Annotated in this window: 17 protein-coding genes and 1 pseudogene; 6 read left to right on the forward strand and 12 right to left on the reverse strand. The window is 72.4% G+C overall.

All coding sequences use genetic code 11. From position 1 onward, the window contains the following. Positions 1 to 839 (reverse strand): SWIM zinc finger family protein (locus ADX84_RS25705; RefSeq protein WP_049577708.1); only part of this gene is annotated, 839 nt, incomplete at its 3' end. A gap of 378 nt (positions 840 to 1,217) precedes the next feature. On the opposite strand from ADX84_RS25705, the gene ADX84_RS20040 reads away from it, so the two are divergent. Continuing rightward, complete coding sequence (locus tag ADX84_RS20040; protein ID WP_049577641.1) at positions 1,218 to 2,642, forward strand: cytochrome P450; 1,425 nt, start codon at positions 1,218 to 1,220, stop codon at positions 2,640 to 2,642. A 313-nt stretch (positions 2,643 to 2,955) separates the two neighbouring features. Next, on the forward strand, positions 2,956 to 3,849 hold the full coding sequence (locus ADX84_RS20045) for an alpha/beta hydrolase (protein WP_049577712.1): 894 nt from the start codon (positions 2,956 to 2,958) through the stop codon (positions 3,847 to 3,849). An 86-nt stretch (positions 3,850 to 3,935) separates the two neighbouring features. On the opposite strand, the gene ADX84_RS20050 is transcribed toward ADX84_RS20045, so the two are convergent. Continuing rightward, positions 3,936 to 4,364, reverse strand: a complete 429-nt coding sequence (locus ADX84_RS20050) for a DoxX family protein (protein WP_049577646.1) — start codon at positions 4,362 to 4,364, stop codon at positions 3,936 to 3,938. 150 nt (positions 4,365 to 4,514) lie between these two features. Between ADX84_RS20050 and ADX84_RS25710 the strand changes: the two genes are divergently transcribed. Next, positions 4,515 to 5,093 carry a TetR/AcrR family transcriptional regulator gene (locus ADX84_RS25710; RefSeq protein ID WP_156208139.1) on the forward strand — a complete coding sequence of 193 codons (579 nt, stop codon included), beginning with the start codon at positions 4,515 to 4,517 and terminating at the stop codon, positions 5,091 to 5,093. Here the strand turns inward: ADX84_RS25710 and ADX84_RS20055 are convergent. Next, positions 4,974 to 5,606 (reverse strand): TetR/AcrR family transcriptional regulator, encoded by a 633-nt coding sequence (locus ADX84_RS20055; RefSeq protein ID WP_234004085.1) that lies wholly within the window; start codon positions 5,604 to 5,606, stop codon positions 4,974 to 4,976. The genes ADX84_RS25710 and ADX84_RS20055 overlap by 120 nt on opposite strands. An 88-nt stretch (positions 5,607 to 5,694) precedes the next feature. Between ADX84_RS20055 and ADX84_RS20060 the strand changes: the two genes are divergently transcribed. Both ADX84_RS20060 and ADX84_RS20065 read left to right on the forward strand, forming a co-directional pair. Beyond that, positions 5,695 to 6,102, forward strand: coding sequence for a nuclear transport factor 2 family protein (locus tag ADX84_RS20060; protein ID WP_049577654.1), 408 nt, complete (start codon positions 5,695 to 5,697; stop codon positions 6,100 to 6,102). Further along, positions 6,099 to 6,935 (forward strand): NAD(P)H-binding protein, encoded by an 837-nt coding sequence (locus ADX84_RS20065; RefSeq protein ID WP_049577658.1) that lies wholly within the window; start codon positions 6,099 to 6,101, stop codon positions 6,933 to 6,935. Before ADX84_RS20060 ends, ADX84_RS20065 begins: the two co-directional genes overlap by 4 nt. A 312-nt stretch (positions 6,936 to 7,247) precedes the next feature. On the opposite strand, the gene ADX84_RS20070 is transcribed toward ADX84_RS20065, so the two are convergent. The 6 genes and pseudogenes from ADX84_RS20070 to ADX84_RS20095 form a co-directional block, all read right to left on the reverse strand. Then, positions 7,248 to 8,570: an ABC transporter substrate-binding protein gene (locus ADX84_RS20070; protein WP_049577662.1), complete on the reverse strand. Its 1,323-nt coding sequence runs from the start codon at positions 8,568 to 8,570 to the stop codon at positions 7,248 to 7,250. Positions 8,571 to 8,581: 11 nt separating this feature from the next. Further along, a pseudogene (locus ADX84_RS20075) lies at positions 8,582 to 9,601 on the reverse strand (branched-chain amino acid ABC transporter permease); the annotation flags it as partial. 3 nt (positions 9,602 to 9,604) lie between these two features. After that, positions 9,605 to 10,456 carry a branched-chain amino acid ABC transporter permease gene (locus tag ADX84_RS20080; protein ID WP_049577668.1) on the reverse strand — a complete coding sequence of 284 codons (852 nt, stop codon included), beginning with the start codon at positions 10,454 to 10,456 and terminating at the stop codon, positions 9,605 to 9,607. Positions 10,457 to 10,467: 11 nt separating this feature from the next. Then, a complete protein-coding gene (locus ADX84_RS20085) occupies positions 10,468 to 11,184 on the reverse strand; it encodes an ABC transporter ATP-binding protein (protein ID WP_049577673.1) in 717 nt (238 codons plus the stop codon). Next, on the reverse strand, positions 11,181 to 11,999 hold the full coding sequence (locus tag ADX84_RS20090; protein ID WP_049577676.1) for an ABC transporter ATP-binding protein: 819 nt from the start codon (positions 11,997 to 11,999) through the stop codon (positions 11,181 to 11,183). The genes ADX84_RS20085 and ADX84_RS20090 overlap by 4 nt, the downstream gene beginning before the upstream one ends. A 109-nt stretch (positions 12,000 to 12,108) precedes the next feature. Further along, entirely contained in the window at positions 12,109 to 14,901 is a 2,793-nt protein-coding gene (locus ADX84_RS20095) for a LuxR family transcriptional regulator (RefSeq protein WP_234004087.1), read from the reverse strand. Between the two features lie 409 nt (positions 14,902 to 15,310). On the opposite strand from ADX84_RS20095, the gene ADX84_RS20100 reads away from it, so the two are divergent. After that, complete coding sequence (locus ADX84_RS20100) at positions 15,311 to 16,495, forward strand: glutamate--cysteine ligase (RefSeq protein ID WP_049577683.1); 1,185 nt, start codon at positions 15,311 to 15,313, stop codon at positions 16,493 to 16,495. A gap of 37 nt (positions 16,496 to 16,532) precedes the next feature. On the opposite strand, the gene ADX84_RS20105 is transcribed toward ADX84_RS20100, so the two are convergent. Genes ADX84_RS20105 through ADX84_RS20115 form a run of 3 tightly spaced genes read right to left on the reverse strand, consistent with a single transcriptional unit; the run spans position 16,533 to position 19,667 of the window. Continuing rightward, positions 16,533 to 17,525, reverse strand: a complete 993-nt coding sequence (locus tag ADX84_RS20105) for a carbohydrate kinase (protein WP_082206643.1) — start codon at positions 17,523 to 17,525, stop codon at positions 16,533 to 16,535. Beyond that, complete coding sequence (locus tag ADX84_RS20110; protein ID WP_049577687.1) at positions 17,522 to 18,784, reverse strand: AGE family epimerase/isomerase; 1,263 nt, start codon at positions 18,782 to 18,784, stop codon at positions 17,522 to 17,524. The genes ADX84_RS20105 and ADX84_RS20110 overlap by 4 nt, the downstream gene beginning before the upstream one ends. A gap of 37 nt (positions 18,785 to 18,821) precedes the next feature. Next, on the reverse strand, positions 18,822 to 19,667 hold the full coding sequence (locus tag ADX84_RS20115) for an alpha/beta fold hydrolase (protein WP_049577690.1): 846 nt from the start codon (positions 19,665 to 19,667) through the stop codon (positions 18,822 to 18,824). Between the last annotated feature and the right edge of the window lie 4 nt (positions 19,668 to 19,671).

A 19,671-nucleotide genomic window follows, 5' to 3' on the forward strand; every position in this document is an offset into this window, starting at 1 on the left:
GGCGGGGCGAAGGTGAGGGAGAGGGCGAGGCGGCCGGTCGAGGCCCCGTGCAGCCACTGGCGGCGGCCGCGCATGCGGTCCGGGGTGATGGCGTCACGGTGTCCGAGCACCCGCCATGTGTCCCGCACCCGTTCACCGCTGGCCAGGACCTCCTCGGAGCGGGTCGGGATGCCCACCCGGGAGCGCAGCACCGCCCGGAACCGGGGGTCGCCGTCCTCACCCGCGAGGTAGGCGTCGGTCAGCAGGTGCAGCATGCCCAGGCGTTCCAGGAGGCGATCCGGCCAGCGGTCGGCCCCGCCGTTCTGGGGGAGCTGGGTGACCAGGGACGCGGCGCCGCCCGCCTTGGCGTCCACCAGGCGCTTGGCCATGCGGTCCCAGTGCCCGTAGCCGAGTTTGGGGACCTCGGCGAGGCCGCCGTCCACCTGGTCGTGCAGCCAGAGCCGGAGCTCCTCCAGCCCGGCGGCGACCGTCTTCTCCCGGGCGCGCAGGGTGGCGGCGGCCCTGTCCGGGTCGACCGGGGCGGATGCGGCCGCGCCGCTCGCGCGCTCCTGTCTGGCGACCCTGCCGGAGAGCCACGTCGTGACCCATTCGGGCCGGTCCTCGCGCTCGGCCACGGTGTCCTGGCTCCACAGGGAGAGCAGGGCCAGGACGTGTTTACAGGGGAACTTGCGGCTGGGGCAGCTGCACTTGTAGGCGGGTCCGCCGTCCCCGTCCAGGTGCGCGGCCGCCAGGTAGGGCTTGCTCCCGCTCCCCTTGCACTCACCCCAGACCGCCGAGGTGCCGCCGCCGTCGTCGGCGACCACCACTCCGCTCTGGGGCCACGATCCCGCCTTGGCCACCTTGAGTGCGGCCTTGTGTGAAGAGGGGTCCGGAGCCAGAGCCCAGACTTCGTCGGTACTCCATCGATCGCTCACACAGGTAACTCTAGGGATCACCAGTGACAATCCGGCACTCTCGGGACAGCCACCCAGCGCGGGACAAAAGAGAAGAAACAAACTCCGGGAACGAAAGGGACGACGCGAATAATCCGTTCCTGTTGAAAATCGGGTGTCGACAAACCTAGAATGCCACGACCAGGTTGGCTCGATCCCCGGCCGCCGCCCCGAAGCGATTTCGGGATCTCCCGCTTCCCCCTTCCCGTCACCATGACAGAGCCACGTCTCCTCGAAGGGAGGGAAGCGGCCCCGTGAATGTGTTCCGGGTGTCCGCCACCCGAAATGACCACGACTCAGCACGGTGAATCCCAGAACTCGGAGTCGGGCGCGGAACAGGGCGCCCAGGCCCCCGGTCCCCCCTCCGCCCAGGGCTGCCCGGTCGACCACGTCCGCCTCTACGACCCCACCCCGCACGAGGGGCGCGCCGAACTCTGGCAGCACCTGCGCGAACGGCACGGGCCGATCGCCCCGGTCCAGCTGGAGCCCGGAGTGCGCGCCTGGCTCCTGCTCGGTTACCAGGAGAGCCTCGCCGTCCTCCAGCAGCCGCACCTGTTCTCCCGGGACACCCGCAACTGGCGCGAGGCGACCGAGGGACGCGTCGACCTCGACAACACCGTCGCGATGATGACCTGGCTGCCCAACGCCTTCTACGCGGACGGCTCCGAGCACGCCCGGCTGCGCGCGCCCATCATGGACGGGCTGGCCAGGATCGACATGACCGCGATGGCCCGCACCGTGCACCGGATCGCCGACGGCCTGGTCGACCGGTTCGTCAAGGACGGCGAAGCCGACCTCGTGAGCGACTACGCCCAGCTGCTCCCCGCCCTGGTGGCCAACCGACTCTTCGGCCTGCCCGACAGCTACGGCCACATGCTCAACGACCTCACCGCGGTCATCTTCAGCGAGAACTCCCAGCGCTCGGAGGACTCCATCACCGGCCTGCAGCAGTACTTCGCCGGTCTGGTGGCCCGCAAGGCCGACAAGCCCGGGCACGACCTGACCAGCTGGATGCTCGAACGCTCCACGGACCTCACCCTGGAGGAGGTCGCCTACGCGGCGTCCCTGGTGGTCAGCGCCAGCCACATGATGACCGTCCACCTCATCGGCAACACGATGCGCACTCTGCTGACCGACGACCGCATCCGCTCCGCCAACACGGACGCGCGTCTGTCCACGCACGACCTCCTGGACCACATCATGTGGAACGACAGCCCCCTCCAACTCCTGGCCGGACGGGTCGCCCTCCAGGACGTGCGGATCGGCAACGCGCGGGTGCGCAAGGGCGACGCCCTCTACCTCGGGGTCGACGCCGCGCACCGCGACCCGGCCGTGCGGCGGGGCAGGTCGGACCCGGACACCGGAGTGTCCAGCGGCAGCCGCGCGCACCTGACCTTCGGGGCCGGGCCGCACAGCTGCCCCGCGCGGTCGCTGGGCCGCCTCGTGGCCTCGACCGGGGTGACCGTCCTCCAGGAGCGGCTGGGCGGGCTGCGGCTCGCGGTGCCCCCGGAGGAGCTGCGCCTGCTGACGTCACCGTTCCTGCACGGGGCGCGGGAACTGCCGGTCACGTTCACCCCCGGGCCCCTGAGCGAGCCGCCCGAGCTCCAGACCCAGGAGATGGAGCAGGTCCCGGCGGTCGCAGAGGAGGAGCAGCCGCCAGAGGACCTGTTGGGCAGGCTGCTCAGCTGGTGGCGCGGTATGGGCCGGTGAAACGGTGGTCGTCCCCTTTTCGAACGCGTGAACTGGGGCGCCGCAAGCACTGGTGGTTCAACGGATGCGTGTTCACACCTTCGTCTTCATAGTGAACGCACGCCCACGGAACGGATGCGAATCCCGTGCGTTCCTCCCTCGAATACCGACGGGAAAACGGATCCGTGGCGTCCACGGCGAGCCGTGGATTCCCGCTGCGCGAGAAAAGGAAGACGACGTGAGTACCGACCATCCCCTGTCCCCCGTGTCCCCCTCACCGGTACCCCGCACCGCCCGCTCCCGCCGGAGCGCCCCCGCCCACCCGACCGCTCAGGTGCCGCGCACCCGTTCCTGGGCGGCGGCGCTCGCCGCGAAGTCCGCTCTGGTGGTGGGTCTGGCCCTGTTCGGCGCGGGTGCGGCCGTCGCACCGGCGCAGGCCGCCAACCCGCACGAACGCGGTCCGGCCCCGACGGAGCAGAGCGTCACCGCGCCCCGGGGCCACTTCGACACCGCCACGACCTCCGTGTCCTCCCTGGTGAGCGGCTTCGGCGGCGGAACCATCTACTATCCGACCGACACCTCCCAGGGCACCTTCGGCGGCGTGGTGGTCGCCCCCGGTTACACCGCCGGTCAGTCGTCCATGTCCTGGTACGGGCACCGCTTCGCCTCGCAGGGCTTCGTGGTGTTCACCATCGACACGAACACCCGGTACGACCAGCCGAACAGTCGGGGCCGCCAGTTGGAGGCCGCTCTGGACTACCTGGCCGACAGCAGTTCGGTGAGCGACCGCGTGGACAGTGACCGCATGGCCGTCATGGGGCACTCGATGGGCGGTGGCGGCACCCTGGCCGCCGTCGACTCGCGGCCGGAGCTGCGCGCGGCGATCCCTCTGACCCCCTGGCACACGCAGAAGAACTGGTCGAGCGTGCAGACGCCCACGCTGGTCGTCGGCGCCCAGAACGACGTCACCGCGTCGGTCCGCTCGCACGCCATCCCGATGTACGAGAGCCTGCCCAGCTCCCTGGACCGGGCCTACCTGGAGCTGCGCGGCGCGAGCCACTTCGCGCCGAACGTCTCCAACACCACCATCGCGAAGTACGGCATCTCGTGGCTCAAGCGGTTCGTGGACGACGACGAGCGCTATGAGCAGTTCCTGTGCCCGCCGCCCCGCACGGGGATCGGCACCGACTTCTCCGACTACCGGGACTCCTGCCCGCACGGCGGCTGATCCTGCGTCGGGTCGTCGCGATGAGACCCGGTCGGGGCCGGTGGGGATCCCCTCCCCACCGGCCCCTTCCCATGGTCGCCGTCATCTCACGCCCTGGGCTTCAGGGGCACCCGGGTCCAGCGGCCCCAGGCCACCAGGACCGCAAGGACGAGCACGACCACGTTGAAGAGGACGTCGGTCTCGCCCCGGAGGAGGTGGAAGGCGATGGCGGACACCTGGAGCCCGGCGCATCCGGCGGCGGCCAGGACGGTCACCCCCGGCAGGACACGGCTGAGCGCGGGGAGGAGGACCCCGAGCCCTCCGAGGACGTCGAGTACGGACGTCACGAGGAAGAGCGGCAGGGGTGTCTCCCCGACCCATGGGAAGACCTCCGCGACCTGCGCCAACGGCGTGGCCAGTTTCCAGACTCCCCCGCCGACGAACACCAGCGCCAGGGCCCACTGCGCGACCCACAGGGTGCTGTTCAGGCCCCGGGGCGCGGAGGGACCGCCCCGCGGCGGATCGGTCTTCGTCATGGCGTCGCTCGTCTCTCGCTCGTCTCGCGGTCGGATCCCCGGGCTCCCGAGGCCCCTGCCGCCAACATTTAAATGAACTACTCGTACAGTAATGTACTAGTAGTTCAGAATCTACCGCCGCGTCCAGAGGACCCCGGTAGGATCACGGCCATGGGAGAGAGGAAGGCGTCCGGCGAGGACCCCCGGGTCCAGCGCACGCACCGTGACGTGGTCGACGCCGCGGTGCGGCTGTTCGCGGACGAGGGGTGGGCCGCCGTCACCCACGCGGAGGTGGCGCGCAGGGCCGGCTACTCCAAGGCGACCGTCTACGCGCACTGGCCGACACGCCTGGACCTGATGCGGGCGTCCGTCGGCAGGATCTGCGACGAGACCGACCACCCCGAACCCACCGGGGACCTGCGCGCGGACCTCGTCGACGGGTTGGTCGACTTCGCCGAGGACCTGGCGGGCGGGCACCTGGACCGGGTCCTCGGGGGACTCCTGGAGCGCAGCGGCAGCGACCCGGCGGTGGACGAACTCCGCCGCAGGCTCTACGAGGCGGGAACCAGTTCACTGGCGTCGGTGCTGCGCGCCCACCTGCCCGCCGAGGACGTCGAACCGTCCCTGGCGCTACTGGTGGGGGGCGTCCTGGCCAGGATCTCCTTCCAGGCGGAGCCGTCCTCCCGCGCCTTCGTGGAGGACCTCGTCGATCGGGTCCTCTCCTCCTCCGGGCGCCTCGACCCGGCCTGACCGGCCCAGGACGGACCGCGCCAGTTCACGGAGGCCCTCCCTCGGGTCCACTCCGGACTCCTCCCGTACGTACTCGACCAGGTCGCCACGCACGGCGGCCAACAGCGCGTGTGCGAGGAAGTCAGCGTTACGCGGCCCCCGGGCCCGGCTGACCAGGTCCGCCAGGTGCCGGTGGAGCCGGTCGTAGCTCTCGTTGCCGTACGGACTGGCGAAGCCCTCCTGCTCCAGCGCCAGCGCCAGCACCCGGTGTCGCCGCTTGAAGTCCCAGACACGGGTCAGCAGGTCCGGCACGTTCTCGGGCAGGGCCTGGAACTCATGGGCGGCGTACTGGTCGTACAGCGCCCGAATCAGGCCACTGCGGTCACCGAAGCCGCGGAAGACCGTGCCCTTGCCGACCCCCGCGGCCCCCGCCACCGCGTCCATCGAGATCTGGTCGGGGTCGGCCGCCTCGTCGAACAGACGGGCCGCCGCCGCCAGAATCGCCTCTCGGTTACGCGCCTTGTCCGCCCGCACGGACCCCACCCCCAAAACGGACCGATAGTCCGCTATAGTCGAAACGGACCAGTGGTCCGATTATGCGTCACAGCTTAGAGGAGCAACTGTGCCCGACAGTCCCACGACGGTCTTCCGCCGCGCCACCGAACACCTGCTCTCCCACGACATGCGGGCCTTCACCGCCCTGTACGCCGAGGACGCCGTGATGGAGTTCCCCTTCGCGCCCCCGGGGGCTCCCCGGCGCCTCGAAGGCCGAGAGACGATCGAGGCCTACCTGGCCGGTTACACCGACAAGCTCAACGTCCAGAGCGTGCACGACGTCACCGTCCACCAGACCACCGTCCCGGAGGTCATCGTCGCCGAACTGGCGGTGAGCGGACGCAGGGTCCCCACCGACGCACCCTACACAGCCCGTTACGTGGCCGTTCTGACGATCTCCGGCGGCCTGATCCGGCACTACCGTGACTACTGGAACCCGCTCGACTTCGGATCGGACGCGGAGGCCGCGCTGTGACGATCCTGATCACCGGCGCCACCGGAACGACCGGCTCCCGCCTCGCCCGCCTCCTGGACGACCACGCCGCCCCCGTCCGACGGGCAGGGCGCTCCCCCGGCACCGACGTGCGCTTCGACTGGGCCGACCCGACCACCCACGCTGACGCTCTACGGGGCGTCCGGGCGGTGTACCTGGTGGCTCCCCCCGGTGCCGCCGACCCGGAGACCCCGGTCATCCCGTTCCTGGAGACCGCCCGCGCCGAGGGGGTGGAGCGGGTGGTCCTGCTCGGCTCGTCCGCGGTGCCGATCGGAGCCCCGGGACTCGGCGCGCTCGGAGCTCGCCTGGGCTCCTTCGTCCCCCACCCGGTGGTTCTGCGTCCCACCTGGTTCTCCAGCAACTTCACCGGCGACCACCCGCACGCCGATTCCCACCGGCGCGACGGTGAGATCGTCAGCGCGACAGGGCAGGGCAGGACCCCCTTCATCGACCCGGGTGACATCGCGGCGGTCGCGGCGCGTGCGCTCATGGGCGAGGTTCCGGCCGGGGCCGACCTGGTGCTGACCGGGCCGCGACCGTTGAGCTTCGACGAGGTCGCCGCCACACTGGCCGAGGCGACCGGACGTCCGGTTCGGCACCGCCGTGTCAGCGTGGCCGAGCTGTCCCGGCTCCATCAGGGGTACGGGCTGCCCGCTCGGTTCGCGGACCTGCTGGCCGCCATGGACGAGCGGATCGCCGCCGGGGCGGAGGACCGCACGACCACGGTGGTGGAGGACGTCACCGGCAGGGCGCCCCGCTCCTTCCCCGAGTTCGTCTCGGACTCACTCGGCGCCGGGACGGGTCCTCCGGCCTAGATCCGTCGTACGGCGCGCTGGACGCGCGCTCGTCTCGCGGATTCCGGATCGACCAGGCGCCCCCTCCGGAGCGACCTGATCGACCCCGCGTTCCCGGGGCCCTCCCACTCCACGGAAGAGACGTCCGCGCCCCGTCCTCCCGTACGGGAGGACGGGGCGCGGCACGCGGTGAGCGGAGCGGGGGAAGCACCCTCGGGGCCCGAGATCACGGCCGCCGCGACGGCTGCCCGGACTGGGCTCTGTCTTTGGATCATTCCGCGCTCGCGATGTCGGCTCCGCCGACACCAGCGAAAGCATCCAGAACAACAGGACCTAGTCGTGGAAGGGCAGGTCCTGCGGGGAGAGCCGCTCGAAGTCGACCTCCTCGACGGGGCCGTCCTCGCGGTCGGTCACCCGGGCCTCCTGGACCATCTCGATGGCGCCGCCCGCCTCGAACCGCACGACGTACACGCCCTGGTGGCCGCCGTGGTCACCCTCACTGGAGGAGAAGGGCGTGAAGCCCGGACCCTGCCACTCCTGGGTCTCCAGGGCGTCGACCAGGGACTGGCGGGTGAGGTCCTCCCCCGCTGACATCAGGACCTGGGCGAACATGACGGCCTGGGTCATGCCGAACATGTGCGTGTTGGTGGGCGGCCCGCCGTGTCCGTACTCCTCGTACACGTCCACGAAGAACCGGCCCCACTCGTCGTCCTCGTCCTCAACGCGCGGCATGTAGCTCGTCACGACCGCCCCTTCGAGGAAGGCGTCGGCCGGGACGCCCTCAGCGTCGGTGTCCTCGGTGAACTCGGTGAGCAGCGCCTGGAGCGTGGCGGTGTCCCCGCCGATGCTGGAGATCACCCACTGGGGCTCGTAGCCGATCCGGGCGGCCTCGAGCATGCCGAGCGCGACGAAGGCCGGAATGCAGGAGCAGACGACCACCTCCGCCCCGGCGTTCTCCAACTCCGCCATCTGCGAGCCGAGGTCGGGGATGTCCGACTCGTAGTGCTCGCGGGCCACGACCTCGGCGGACAGGTACTGGTCGAGTCCGGCCTGGGAGTCCTCGCCGACGTCGTCGTTCTGGAACAGGTACCCGACGTCCTGCCCGGCGAAGTTCTCGGTGATGTACTCGCCCTGGATCTTGGCTTCCTTGGTGTAGTCGGTCTGCCAGCCGTAGGTGAGCGGGTGCTCCTCCGTGTTGTTCCAGGCCAGGGCCCCCGAGGCCGGGAAGACGTCGGGCACCCCCTCGTCGTTGAGGTAGTCGATGACGCCGCCGTGGGTGGGCGTGCCGAGGCCGCCCACCATCGCGAAGATCTCGTCCTCGATGACCAGTTGGCGGGTGACGTCGATGGTCCGGGAGGGGTCGTAGCCGTCGTCCTCGACCCGGTAGTCGATCCGCCTCCCGTTGACCCCGCCCTGGTCGTTCACGTAGTCGAACACGGCCCCCGCTCCCTGGGAGACCGCCAGGTACCCGGGGGCGGCCGGACCGGTGAGCGGTTGGTGGGTGCCGATGACGACGGCGTCGTCCGTGACGCCCGGCGCCACGTCCAGGTCGACGTCGGCGCCCTGGCCGACCTCGCCCGCGCCCGAGCAGGCCGCGGCCAGCATGACCAGGGCCAGGGCCGGGGCCAACAGGACCCGGGTTCCGTGTTCGCGCATGGTTGTCTCCTTCACTGGGGGGTTCTCGAGGAGGTGTCGGAGCGGACCGCCCGAAGGCGGGCTCCGAGGCTTCGGAGGGCGCCGTGGACGCCGAGGGGCCAAAAGCGCAGGACGAGGATGAGCACGACGCCGAAAAACACCACCGGCAGGTTGTTCTCGGCGTTGCGTCCCAGGTTCGCCGCCCGTGCGAGGTCGGTGGCCCACACGTCCAGGTAGACGATGGCGATCGAGGCCCACAGCGCGCCCCACAGGCTGCCGATGCCGCCGAGCACGAGCGCGGCGAGCAGGGTCAGCGAGAGCACGAGGGTGAAGCTGCTGGGGGTGACGGTGCCGAGTACGTAGGCCTGGAGGCCTCCGGCCAGGCCACCCGCTGCGGAGGCGATCACGAAGGCGACGACCTTGGTGGCGCCGACCGGGACGCCCGCCATGGCGGCGGCGGTCTCGTCGTCCCGGATGGCGCGCATGCGGCGGCCGAGGCGCCCGGCGGAGATCGTGGCGAGCGCGGCGAGGCCGAGCACGACCGTGGTCCACACGACCAGGGCCCGCCACTCGCTGGTGGTCACGAGTCCGTCGAGGAACGGCGGGGCTCCGGCGGTACGGATGTTGAGGCCGTTGCTGCCGCCGAGGAACGCGTGGAACCGGTGGGCCAGCCCCGGCAGGCCGACGGCGAGAATGAGTGTGGCCCCGGCCAGGTAGGGGCCGTGCAGACGCGCGCTGGCGGCGCCGACCGCGACACCGGCCGCGACGGACACCACGACGATGACGCCGAGGTTGACGGCCAGCGGCAGGGTCGGCTGGTGCAGAACCAGCAGCGCCATGGAGTAGGCGCCGATCATCATGAACGCGCCGTGGCCGAGGGAGACCTGTCCGGAGCCGCCGACCAGCAGTTGGAGTCCGGCGACGGCGAGCATGGTGTACCCGACCGCGGCGATGCGCAGGGCGGTGAGGTCGCCGGTCACGGACAGCAGCCCGGCGACGGCGGCCAGGCCGAGGGCGGCCAGTAGCAGGTGGCGGACGGGCAGGGGCATGGCTGGCTAGACCTTTCGCGCGGTCGGTCGGGAGAGGATGCCGTCGGGTCGTACGCTCAGGACGGCCACGACGATGACGAGGGCGGCGAGGGTCGCCAGTTCGGGCCCCAGGAACCCGGAGACGTACGACATGCCGAGCCCGATGAGCAGACCGCCGATCACGGCGCCGAAGGGGTTGTCCAGGCCGCCCACCACCGCCGCCGTGATCCCGAAGACGAACACGACGTCGAAGACGTTCGGCGAGATGAACGGCGGCCCGGCGAGCATGCCCGCCAGCGCGCCGATGAGGGAGGCGATGCCCCAGCCCGCCGTGAGCATGAGGCCGACCCGCACCCCGCTGAGCCGGGCCGCCTCCGGATGGAAGGCGGCGGCACGCATCCGCAGTCCGAGGGGTGTGAACCGGTACAGGGCGAACAGCAGGAGGGCGACCACTCCCACGGAGACCAGGGCGAACACGTCCGAGGGGGCGAAGCGGCCCACGTAGCTGAACGCGTAGCGGAAGCCGTGCTGCTCGTTGCCCCAGACCATGCCGACACCGCCCTGGACCACCAGGAGGAGGCCGAGGGTGACGATGATGGCGTTGAGCTGGGAGGTGCGGGCGATGGGACGGATGATGACGCGCTCCACGAAGGCGCCGACCAGCAGCCCGGCCGTCAGGGCGGCGGCGAACCCGAGCCAGTAGGAACCGGTGAGCTGGGTGACCGTGTAGGCGGTGTAGACGGAGAGCAGCGCGAGCGCGGGCTGGGCGAAGTTCACCAGCCGGGTGGCCTGGTAGATGATCACCAGGGACAGCGCCAGTGCCGCGTAGGCCGCCCCGGAGGCCAGCCCGTTGAGGGTCAGGGTGACGAAGTAGTTCATGGGGGTCTCCCTCAGAAGCCGAGGTAGGCGTGGCGCGTGCGGTCGTCGGCCAGGAGTTCGGCGGAGGGCCCCTCCGCCACGACACTCCCCTGGTTGAGGACGTAGCCGTGGTCGGTCACGGACAGGGCCCCGGCGGCGTTCTGCTCGACGAGGACGACGGTGAGGCCGGTGCGGTCGCGCAGGTCGCGGAGCAGGTCGAGGATGCGCCGGGTGATCAGGGGCGCGAGGCCGAGCGAGGGTTCGTCGAGGAGCAGGACGCGGGGCCGGGCCATGAGCGCGCGGCCGATGGCGAGCATCTGCCGCTCCCCGCCGGAGAGGGTGGCGGCGGCCTTCGCCCGGCGCTCCGCCAGGGGCGGGAACAGGTCCATGACCTCGTCGAGGGTGGTCCGGTCGCGTCGGTCCGCGCGCCAGAGGGACCCCAGGCGCAGGTTCTCCTCCACGGTGAGTTCGACGACCACGCCCCCGCCCTCGGGGACGTGGGCCAGACCCCGGGTGATGACCTGTTCCGTGGGGAGCCGGGTGATGTCCTCGTCCGCGAGCAGGACTCGCCCCGAAGCGGCGCGGTGCAGGCCGGTGAGGGTGCGCAGGAGCGTGGTCTTGCCCGCGCCGTTGGCCCCGAGGACGGCGCACAGTCCGCGTTCGGGGACGGTGAGGCTGACGCCGTCGAGGGCCCGGACGGCGCCGTAGGCGGCACTGAGGTCCTCGACGGTGAGCAGGTGCCGGGTCATCGGGGGTCCCCGTTCCGGTCGTCGGGTCCGGTGGCAGGGTCGGTGGAGGTGCCCAGGTAGGCCCGGGTGACGGCGGGGTCGGCCTGGACCTCCTCGGGGGTCCCGGAGGAGATGACCCTGCCGAAGTCGAGGACGACGACGCGGTCGCAGACGTCCATGACCAGGTCCATGTGGTGTTCGACGAGGACCACCGCCATGTCCTGGCTGAGTCCCCGGATCCGATCGGCCAGTTCGGTCATCTCGTGGCCGGAGAGCCCGCTGGCGGGTTCGTCCAAGAGGAGGAGTTCGGGTTCGCCGACGCAGGCCCGGGCGAGGGCGACCTGCTTCTGCACCCCGTAGGGCAGGGTGCCGGGCAGCCGGTGCGCGTGCTCGGCGACGCCGAAGCGTTCCAGGGCGGCCATGGCCCGCTCCGTCAGCTCGCGTTCGTCGCGGTGGTGCCGTCCGAGGCCGCTGACGAGGGAGAACGCCCCGCCCCTGGCGAGGCGGTCGGCGCCCACCATCACGTTCCCGATGACGGGCATCATCGGGAAGAGGTTGAGGCCCTGGAAGGTCCGGGCGATCCCGGCCCTGGCCAGGTGGTGGGTGCGCCTGCCGGGTGGCGGCGCCCCCTTCCACGAGACGGCTCCCCTGGTGGGGCGCAGCACCCCGGACAGGACGTTGAAGAGGGTGGTCTTTCCCGCTCCGTTGGGTCCGATGAGACCGACGACGGAGCCCGGGTCGACCCGGAGCCCGACGTCGTCGAGCGCGGTGAGCCCTCCGAAGCGCACGGTCACCCCCTTGGCTGTCAGGAGGTGTTCCGGTGCGGTCGTTGTCATGACTGCCTCTCTCCGGCTGCTTGCCGGACTTCATACCGACCAGTTGGTATCCCCTGGTCGGCGCGACGGGGCGCCCGCACGCGCCGTCGCGTCCGGTCCCGGGACGTGTTCAGTTCAGGAGTCGGGCCAGGTCCACTCGGGACCGGATGTTGAGCCTGCGGAAGATGCCGCGCAGGTGGTGCTCCACGGTGCGCGGGCTGATGAACATGTGCGCGGCCACCTCACGGTTGGTCGCGCCCTCCGCCACCAGTTGGGCGATCTGCTGCTGTTGGGCGGTCAGGTCCCCCGTGGCCGGGGTCTGCGGGCCGCGTTCGGCGGTCCCGATGGCGCGCAGCTCGGCGCGGGTCTGCCGGACCCACAGCCGCGCCCCGAAGCGCTCGAAGGTCTCCAGCGCGTTGTACAGGTGCTCGCGGGCGCGCCCGGGCAGGCGGGACCGCCGCAGGGAGGCGCCGAAGAGCAGCTGGGTGCGCGCGTGTTCGACGTCGTCGTCCCCGCAGGCCCGGTGCAGGTCGAGCGCGGTCTCGAAGTGGTCGGCCGCCTCCTCCCCGGTGGCGAGCAGACCGTCCCCGCGGGCGGCCAGGGCCAGGAGGCTCGGGCTCTCCACGGCCTCGGCCCAGCCCCGGTACCCGGCCTGGGAGGCGCGCGCCCACCCGGTCTTGCCCGTGCGGACCGCGGCCTCCACGAAGTGCGGGGCGGTGAGCAGGCGCATGGTGGGGTGCCCGTGTCCGGGGCCCGCGTGCACCAGGGAGCGCAACCGGAAGAAGGCGTCGGCGGCGTTGCCGCGTGAGAGTTCGAGGACGGCCTGGGCCCAGGAGGCCAGGGCGGAGGGCAGTCCGAGGCTCTTCTCCCCGGCCTGGGCGGTCACCGCGCGCGCCCGGATGTGGCAGGTGTCGACGTCGCCCTGGATGGCGGCGATCATCGCCAGCGAGGCGAGGTTCTGGGCGACCCAGATGGACTGGCCGGACTCGCGGGAGGCGCGCAGCCCGGTCAGGGCGGTCCCGGCGGCGGAGGGGAAGCGCCCGCTCCAGAACTCGGAGAACACGAGGAAGGCCAGCGCCGAGGGCACGAACGCGTGTTCTCCTCGGGATCGGGCCGACTCCGCCGCACGGGTGGTGACGGTGCGGACGAAGGGGGCGTCCCCCAGGCGGAGGCCGCAGATCCCCGCCCACACCAGCTCCGAGGGGGCGCTCATTCCGTGTGAGAGTCGGATCGCCTCGCGCAGCAGCGGGGTGGAGTTCACGTAGTCGCCCCGGAACGAGACCGTGCACCCCTCCAGGAAGGCGGCGATCAGTCGCATCGAGGGCGGGTCGTCCGGGCGGACCAGCGGGACGGCGAGTTCGGTGGCCCTGGCGTGGCGGACCGGGTCCCCCGCGTAGGAGGCGCTGTCGGCGGAGCGGACCAGGGCGCGCAGGGCGAGGGTGCGGTCGTGCGGGATGAGGTCGCGGCCGACGGCGTACAACCGTTCGGCGGCGTCGACGGCGTTGGAGTCGCACGTCTCGAAGGCGGCCTCGATGAGGGAGATCACGGCCCGGCGGCGGTCGGAGACCGCGAGCGGCCGGGCCCGCCCGAGCAGCTGTGCGGCGCGCTCGGGCTCTCCGGCGAGGTGGGACTCGTAGGAGGCGGTGGCCAGGCGGCAGGCGCGTTCGTCGGGGTCGGGGGTGAGGGCGGCGGCGCGCTCGTTGGTGTGGGAGGCGGCGAGCGGTCCCGCCAGGCGTTTGGCCCGCCTGGCGGCGGCCGCGATCCGGTCGGCAAGGTCGGCGTCGGGGGCCTCGGCGCCGCAGGCGGCGTGCCTGGCGAACTCGACCGGGGCGTGCTCGCGGTCGGTCACCCCGGCCAGGGCTCGGTGGGCCGCGCGCAGGCGACCGGCGGGGGTGCCCTGGACGACGGCCTCCCGCAGGAGCGGGTCGGGGAAGACCAGGGTGTCGCCGTCCACGCGCACCAGGCCGCGTTCCTCGGCCGGTTCGAGGGTGGACACCGAGGGCGCGGGTTCGGGGTGGTCGGGCTCGCACGCGGCGTCCAGGAGCAGATGGACCCGGGGCTCGGCGGCCAGCGCGCCGAGCAGCAGGAGCCGCCTGGCGTCGTCGGGCAGCTCCTCGTAGGGGGCGAGCTGCGCGGAGCGCAACCGTGCCGCGAGCGGAAGGGGTTCGGGCGGGGGATGTTCACCCCGGACCTGCTCCGGGGTGAGGGCAGAGAGGAAACCGAGGGCCGCTGCGGGATTTCCGTGGGCGGCGCGGACCAGTCCGGTGCGGACCGGGGACGACAGGTGGGCGGGGGCGCGGTCGGTGAGCAGGTCGTGGACCGCGCGGTCCTCCAGCGGGGCGAGGACCAGTTCGGTCACCCCCGGGACCGGACCGGGGTCGGTGGATCGGGGGTGTCCGCCCCGGGCCGCGAACACGGCCGCGATCCGGGTGCCGGTGAGACGCCGCGCGGCGAACGCCAGGGCGTCGAGCGAGGCGGAGTCCAGGAGTTCGGCGTCGTCCACGCACAGCAGGAGCGGCCGTTCGGTGCTCGCCTCGGAGAGGAGTTCGAGGACCGCGGTGTAGAGCGGGTACCGGTCGGTGTCGCTGCCGCCGCCCCGGGTGAGGGCCTCCCGCAGGAGGTCGCGCTGGGCTGCCGGGAGTCGGTCGAGCACCGGCCCCACGGGGCGCAGGAGGCGTTGGAGGCCGGAGCAGGGGAGGTCGGTCTCGGTGGGGACCCCGCCCACGTGGAGGACGGTGAAGTCACCTGCGGTGTCGCGGACGTGGTCGAGCAGGAGGCTTCGGCCCTGGCCCGGACCGCCCGTGAGGAGCACGGACGCGCCTCGCCCGGACCTCGCGTCGCCCAGGGCGTCGGCGAGGGTCCTCCGCTCAGCGTCCCGGCCCCGGAGGCGTACGCTCGGGGGCTCCGTGTACCGTTCCGTCACGTTGTTCACATTCGCACAGCGCCGCCCCGCTCCGGCAGATGTGAACGGACACACTGGTCGTTTCACCGATACCCGCTCGGGGTCGCGAGTGGCGCCCGTGCACGGGGGTTCTGGTGGTCTTCGGGTGACTTCTCGGGGATGGTGTTCCGCAAGCGAAACCGGTGGCCAGAACGGCTTTTCGGTGTCAGAAAAGTGATCCCGGTCACCCTCTCGGCTCGATACCGGAACTCCGCGCACGTCCGTCCAGGTAGTCAGGACACCGTGCGCGGAAGCGCCCCGACAGCGAAACAGACAAACGACACAAACGACTCGTGGATAGCTTTTTGTCCACTGCGGGACACTGTCGCCGCCGTCCTCGTGCGGGATATCCAGTGCGGGACACACTGGATCGGACAGCCGGAGGACCCGCATGGAGAACCGCTCCCTGACAGCGGACGACCGACGCATTCCCGTCGGCGCCGCGAACCGACCACTGACGTTCGGTGTGGAGGAGGAGTTCTTCGTCGTCGACCCGCTCACGCGCCGCATCCTCTCCCGCGCACCCGACGTCCTCGCCCGCACCCGCGCCTTCGGCCCCCACCTGTGCGGCGAGTTCACCCGCTCCCAGGTGGAGGCCAACAGCCCCGTGTGCACCACCTCCGAGGAGGCCCGCGCGTTCCTGGAGGCCGCACGGGCCGAACTCCACCGGGCCGCCGACGGCGCGGGCCTGGCCGTCGCCGCGACCGGTACGCCGATCCTGGGCGACCCCGCGTCGGTCGCCGTCAGCGACGGCCGCCGCTACGCCGCCATCGCGACCCACTTCGGCGCCCTGCGCGACTCGCACGTGGTGTGCGGCTGTCACGTGCACGTCGGCATCCCCGACCCCGCCGCCGTGGCCGCCGTCAGCGACCACCTGCGTCGATGGCTGCCCTTCCTGGTCGCGCTGGCCGCGAACTCGCCCTTCCAGTCCGGCCGGGACACCGGTCACGCCAGCTGGCGGACGGTCACCTGGAACCGGCTTCCGTCCGCCGGACCGCCGCCGCTGATGGGCACCGTCAAGGAGCACGAGAGCGCCGTGCGGGGGCTGACCTCCACCGGGGCGATCCTGGACCGCCACATGGTCTACTGGGACATCCGCCTCTCCGACCACCTGCCCACCCTGGAGATCCGGGTGGGCGACGTGGCCGCCACCGCCGAGGAGGCCCTGCTCTTCGCCACCCTCACCCGCGGCCTGGCCACACGGGCCCTCAACGACGTGCGGCACGGGGTTCCCGCGCCCGCCGTCAACACGCACACCCTGCGCGCCGCCGTGTGGCGGGCCGCCCGGGAGGGGCTGGAGGGGGTGATCCCCGACCCGCTGACCGGCGAGTCCCTGACCGCGAGCGTCGCCATGGAACGGGTCCGCCGCGCCGCCCTGCCCGGCCTCGCCGTCTCAGGCGACACGGACCTGGTGTCCTCCCTGCTCGACCGGGTCCTCACCGTGGGATCGGGCGCCCACCGCCAGCGCCTGGCCTACGCGCGGCGGGAGCGGATGACCGACGTGGTGGACCATGTCGTGGCCCAGACCCGCGAGGGTCTGGGTTCGGTTCCCCGGCCCCGGAGCCCACGGGTCTGAGCCCCGGCGGGAGGCCGCCCCTCCCGCCGGGGGACGCCTAACCCCGGAGGCGTTCCCGGATGTCGGCGGTGGTGGGCGGGTCGGCCCCCTCCCGGGTGACCGTGTGCGCGGCGGCGGTGACGGCGAAGGTCAGCAGGTCCGTCAGGTACGCCTCGGTCAGCCCGGACAGACGGCTCCGCGGCCGCTCGCCGAGCCTGTCGTCCAGGTCGAGGCGGCGGAGCAGGGCTCCCATGAAGGAGTCGCCCGCCCCGACCGTGTCCACGACCTCCACACTCGGCGCGGGGACCGTGGCCACCACACCATGGGAGAGGGCGAAGGCCCCGTCCCCGCCGAGGGTGACCACGACCAGCGCCGGACCGAGCGCGGCCAGGGCGTGCGCGGCCCGTTCCGGCGTGTACTCGGGGTAGAGGAAGGCGAGGTCCTCGTCGCTGGCCTTGACCACGTGCGCCTGGGCCGCGTGGCGCAGGGCCAGCGCGCGGGCCTCGGCCGGGTCCCCGACCACGTCGGCCCGGATGTTGGGGTCGAGGGAGACCGTCACCTGCCCCCGGCCGTGCTCGCGCCGCAGCAGCGCCTCGATCCGCGAGGCCCCCGGCTCCCGGAAGAGGGCGATCGAGGCGGCGTGCAGGGCCACCACGCCGGGTCCCAGGGTGCCGGGGAGTTCGCCGGGCTGCCACCGCCAGTCGGCGGCGTCGTCCATGCGGAAGTCGTACCGGGCCGACCCGTCCTCGCCGAGGGTGGCCAGGGCCAGCGCGGACGGTTCCTCGGCCGCGACCAGCCCCGAGGGGTCCAGCCCTCCGGTGAGGAGGCGCTCCCGGATGAGATCCCCGAAGCCGTCGGCGCCGATCCGGGCGAGCAGCCGGGTGGGCGTTCCCAGTCGGGCGGCGGCCAGCGCCGTGTTGGCCGGGCCGCCGCCCGGTGCGGCCCGCAGCACGCCCGGGCCGTGCCGGGTGGGGAGCAGGTCCATGACGTTCTCCCCGACCACGACCAGTCGGGTCGATCCGGGTTCGGTGCCCGGCGCCTCCCCGCTCACCGCGTCCCTCCGTTGCCGGGCAGGGCGGCCGCGATCGAGGTCGAGAACCCGACCTGCGGCAGCAGGGCGGCCTGGTAGGCGTGGTAGACGTCCGGCTTGCCCGCCCACACCGCGTCCGAGGGGCGGTTGGCGGGGTCGAGCTCGTGCCGCCAGCTGCCGTTCTCGCGGTCCACGTGGAAGCGGTCCGCGTAGTCCCACCAGAGTTCGTACTGCTCGGTGTAGGCGGTGTCGCCGGTGCGCCGGGCCAGCACCCACGCGGCCATGGTGGCCTCGGCGACCACCCAGTGCATGCGCTGGCGCACGACCGGACGGTCCTCCCAGTCCAGGGTGTAGGCGAACCCCTCCGCGCCGTCCACTCCCCAGCCGCGCCGGACGGCGTTGGCGAAGAGGTGTTCGGCGTCGGCGCGCAGCCACGCGGGTGCGGTCTCGCCCGCGCGTTCCAGGGCGAGTTCGAGGTGGATGAGCAGGCGTGCCCACTCCAGGAGGTGGCCCGTGGTACTGCCGTAGGGGCGGAAGGGGTGGTCCGGCTGGTCGCGGTTGTAGTCCGGTACCGGCCGCCACTCCGGGGTGAAGTGCTCGGGCAGGCGCCAGTCGTGCTCGGCGGCCACCCCGTGCACGAGGCGTTCGGCGATGGCCAGGGCCCGCCGGGTCCAGCCGGTGTCACCGGTGGCGTCGGCGGCGGCCAGGAGCGCCTCCACCCAGTGCATGGCGCTGTTGGCCCCCCGGTAGGGCTCGGTGACGGTCCAGTCGGCGTCCCAGCTCTCCCGGACGCAGGCCGCCTCCTTCTCCCAGAAGTACGTGTCGAACACCCTCAGGGCCTCGTCCAGCAGGTCGCGCGCGCCCGGCCGGGCGGCGAGGGTCGCCGACGAGGCGGCCAGGACGACGAAGGAGTGGGGGTAGGCGGACTTGTCCGGAAGCTTCTGGGAGCGCTCCCGAGCACTGGTGGGGTCCTCCTCCGGCACCTCGTCGAACCACCCGCCCAGCTCGGTGTCGCGCAGCGGCCCGGAGAGGGCCGCCAGCCCGTGGTCGGCCAGCGCGGCGGCGCGCGCGTCACCTCGCAGGTGCGCCAGGGCGAACACGTGCGTCATGCGAGCGGTGATCCAGGTCTCGGTGGGGCGGTCGGGCTCCACACCGCCCCGGGCGTCCAGCCAGCCGAACCCGTCGGGGACGGCCGCGCCGGCGGCGAAGTCGACCAGGCGCCGTTCCTCCGCTCCCAACCACGCGGGGGACCCCGGCGCGGGGCGTGTCGAAGTGGTCAAACCAGTGCCTCCTCAGGCAGTCGTTCCGCCCGCCACGCTATCCCGCGCCGCGTCTCCCGGGGAAGGCTCCGTTCGCCCCTCTCCGTGCCCGGTCGGCGGCGCTGCACGTCCAGCGGATGTGCTCGGCGACGCTGAGGGGATCGTCCGCCATCGGGATGTGTCCGACACCCAGCAGCGACACCATGCGCGCGTTGGGGACCCGCTGGTGGGCGTGTTCCGCGCTGGAGGGCAGCAGCGTACGGTCCCGGTCTCCCCAGGCGATGGTGACCGGACAGGTGATCGGGCGCGAGGTGAAGTCGTAGTCGGCGATCCTCGGCACCATGCGCACGTACGGCGCTCCCGGGGTGAGCCCCTGGATACCGAACCGGGTCGCCTTCGCCTCGGGCGAGGAGGGGTCGCCGCGCAGGGCGATGCGCGCGGCGGCACGCGCGGGCGGGGTGTCGGCGAGCCGCTCCTTGACCGACATGGGCAGGTGGGTGGCGAGGTTGGCCACCGCCCCCACCGTGCGCATGCCCCAACGGGCGAGCCGGTCGGAGAACCCGGCCGGTGAGAACACCGTCACCGATCCGGCCACCCCCTGGACCCCCAGTTCCAGGGCGATGGAGCCGCCCAGGGAGTTGCCCGCAAGATGCGGCCGCTCGAACCCGTGCAACTCGCAGAACTCCCGGATCACCCGCACCAGACTGTGCACGTCGTAGGGCTCGTCCAGCTCCGGAGCCGGAGACTCCCCGAACCCCGGCAGGTCCACGCTGACCACCTCGTAGTCGGCGGCCAGCCGGGGCGACACCGCCTCCCAGCTCTGTCTGCGATCCCCGAGCCCGTGCAGCAGGACCACGGGGCGACCGCTTCCGCTCCGTTCGAAGGCGATGCGTCTGGGGTTCATCCCA

The organism is Nocardiopsis sp. SBT366 (genome assembly GCF_001083815.1).
GTDB classification, from domain to species: Bacteria; Actinomycetota; Actinomycetes; order Streptosporangiales; family Streptosporangiaceae; genus Nocardiopsis; species Nocardiopsis prasina.

Coding starts and splice junctions, on each gene's coding strand:
- ADX84_RS20090 (WP_049577676.1), bottom strand. CDS start 11,999: ATGACAACGACCGCACCGGAACACCTCCTGACAGCCAAGGGGGTGACC.
- ADX84_RS20115 (WP_049577690.1), bottom strand. CDS start 19,667: ATGAACCCCAGACGCATCGCCTTCGAACGGAGCGGAAGCGGTCGCCCC.
- ADX84_RS20100 (WP_049577683.1), top strand. CDS start 15,311: ATGGAGAACCGCTCCCTGACAGCGGACGACCGACGCATTCCCGTCGGC.
- ADX84_RS20070 (WP_049577662.1), bottom strand. CDS start 8,570: ATGCGCGAACACGGAACCCGGGTCCTGTTGGCCCCGGCCCTGGCCCTG.
- ADX84_RS25710 (WP_156208139.1), top strand. CDS start 4,515: ATGGGAGAGAGGAAGGCGTCCGGCGAGGACCCCCGGGTCCAGCGCACG.
- ADX84_RS20040 (WP_049577641.1), top strand. CDS start 1,218: ATGACCACGACTCAGCACGGTGAATCCCAGAACTCGGAGTCGGGCGCG.
- ADX84_RS20080 (WP_049577668.1), bottom strand. CDS start 10,456: ATGAACTACTTCGTCACCCTGACCCTCAACGGGCTGGCCTCCGGGGCG.
- ADX84_RS20050 (WP_049577646.1), bottom strand. CDS start 4,364: ATGACGAAGACCGATCCGCCGCGGGGCGGTCCCTCCGCGCCCCGGGGC.
- ADX84_RS20085 (WP_049577673.1), bottom strand. CDS start 11,184: ATGACCCGGCACCTGCTCACCGTCGAGGACCTCAGTGCCGCCTACGGC.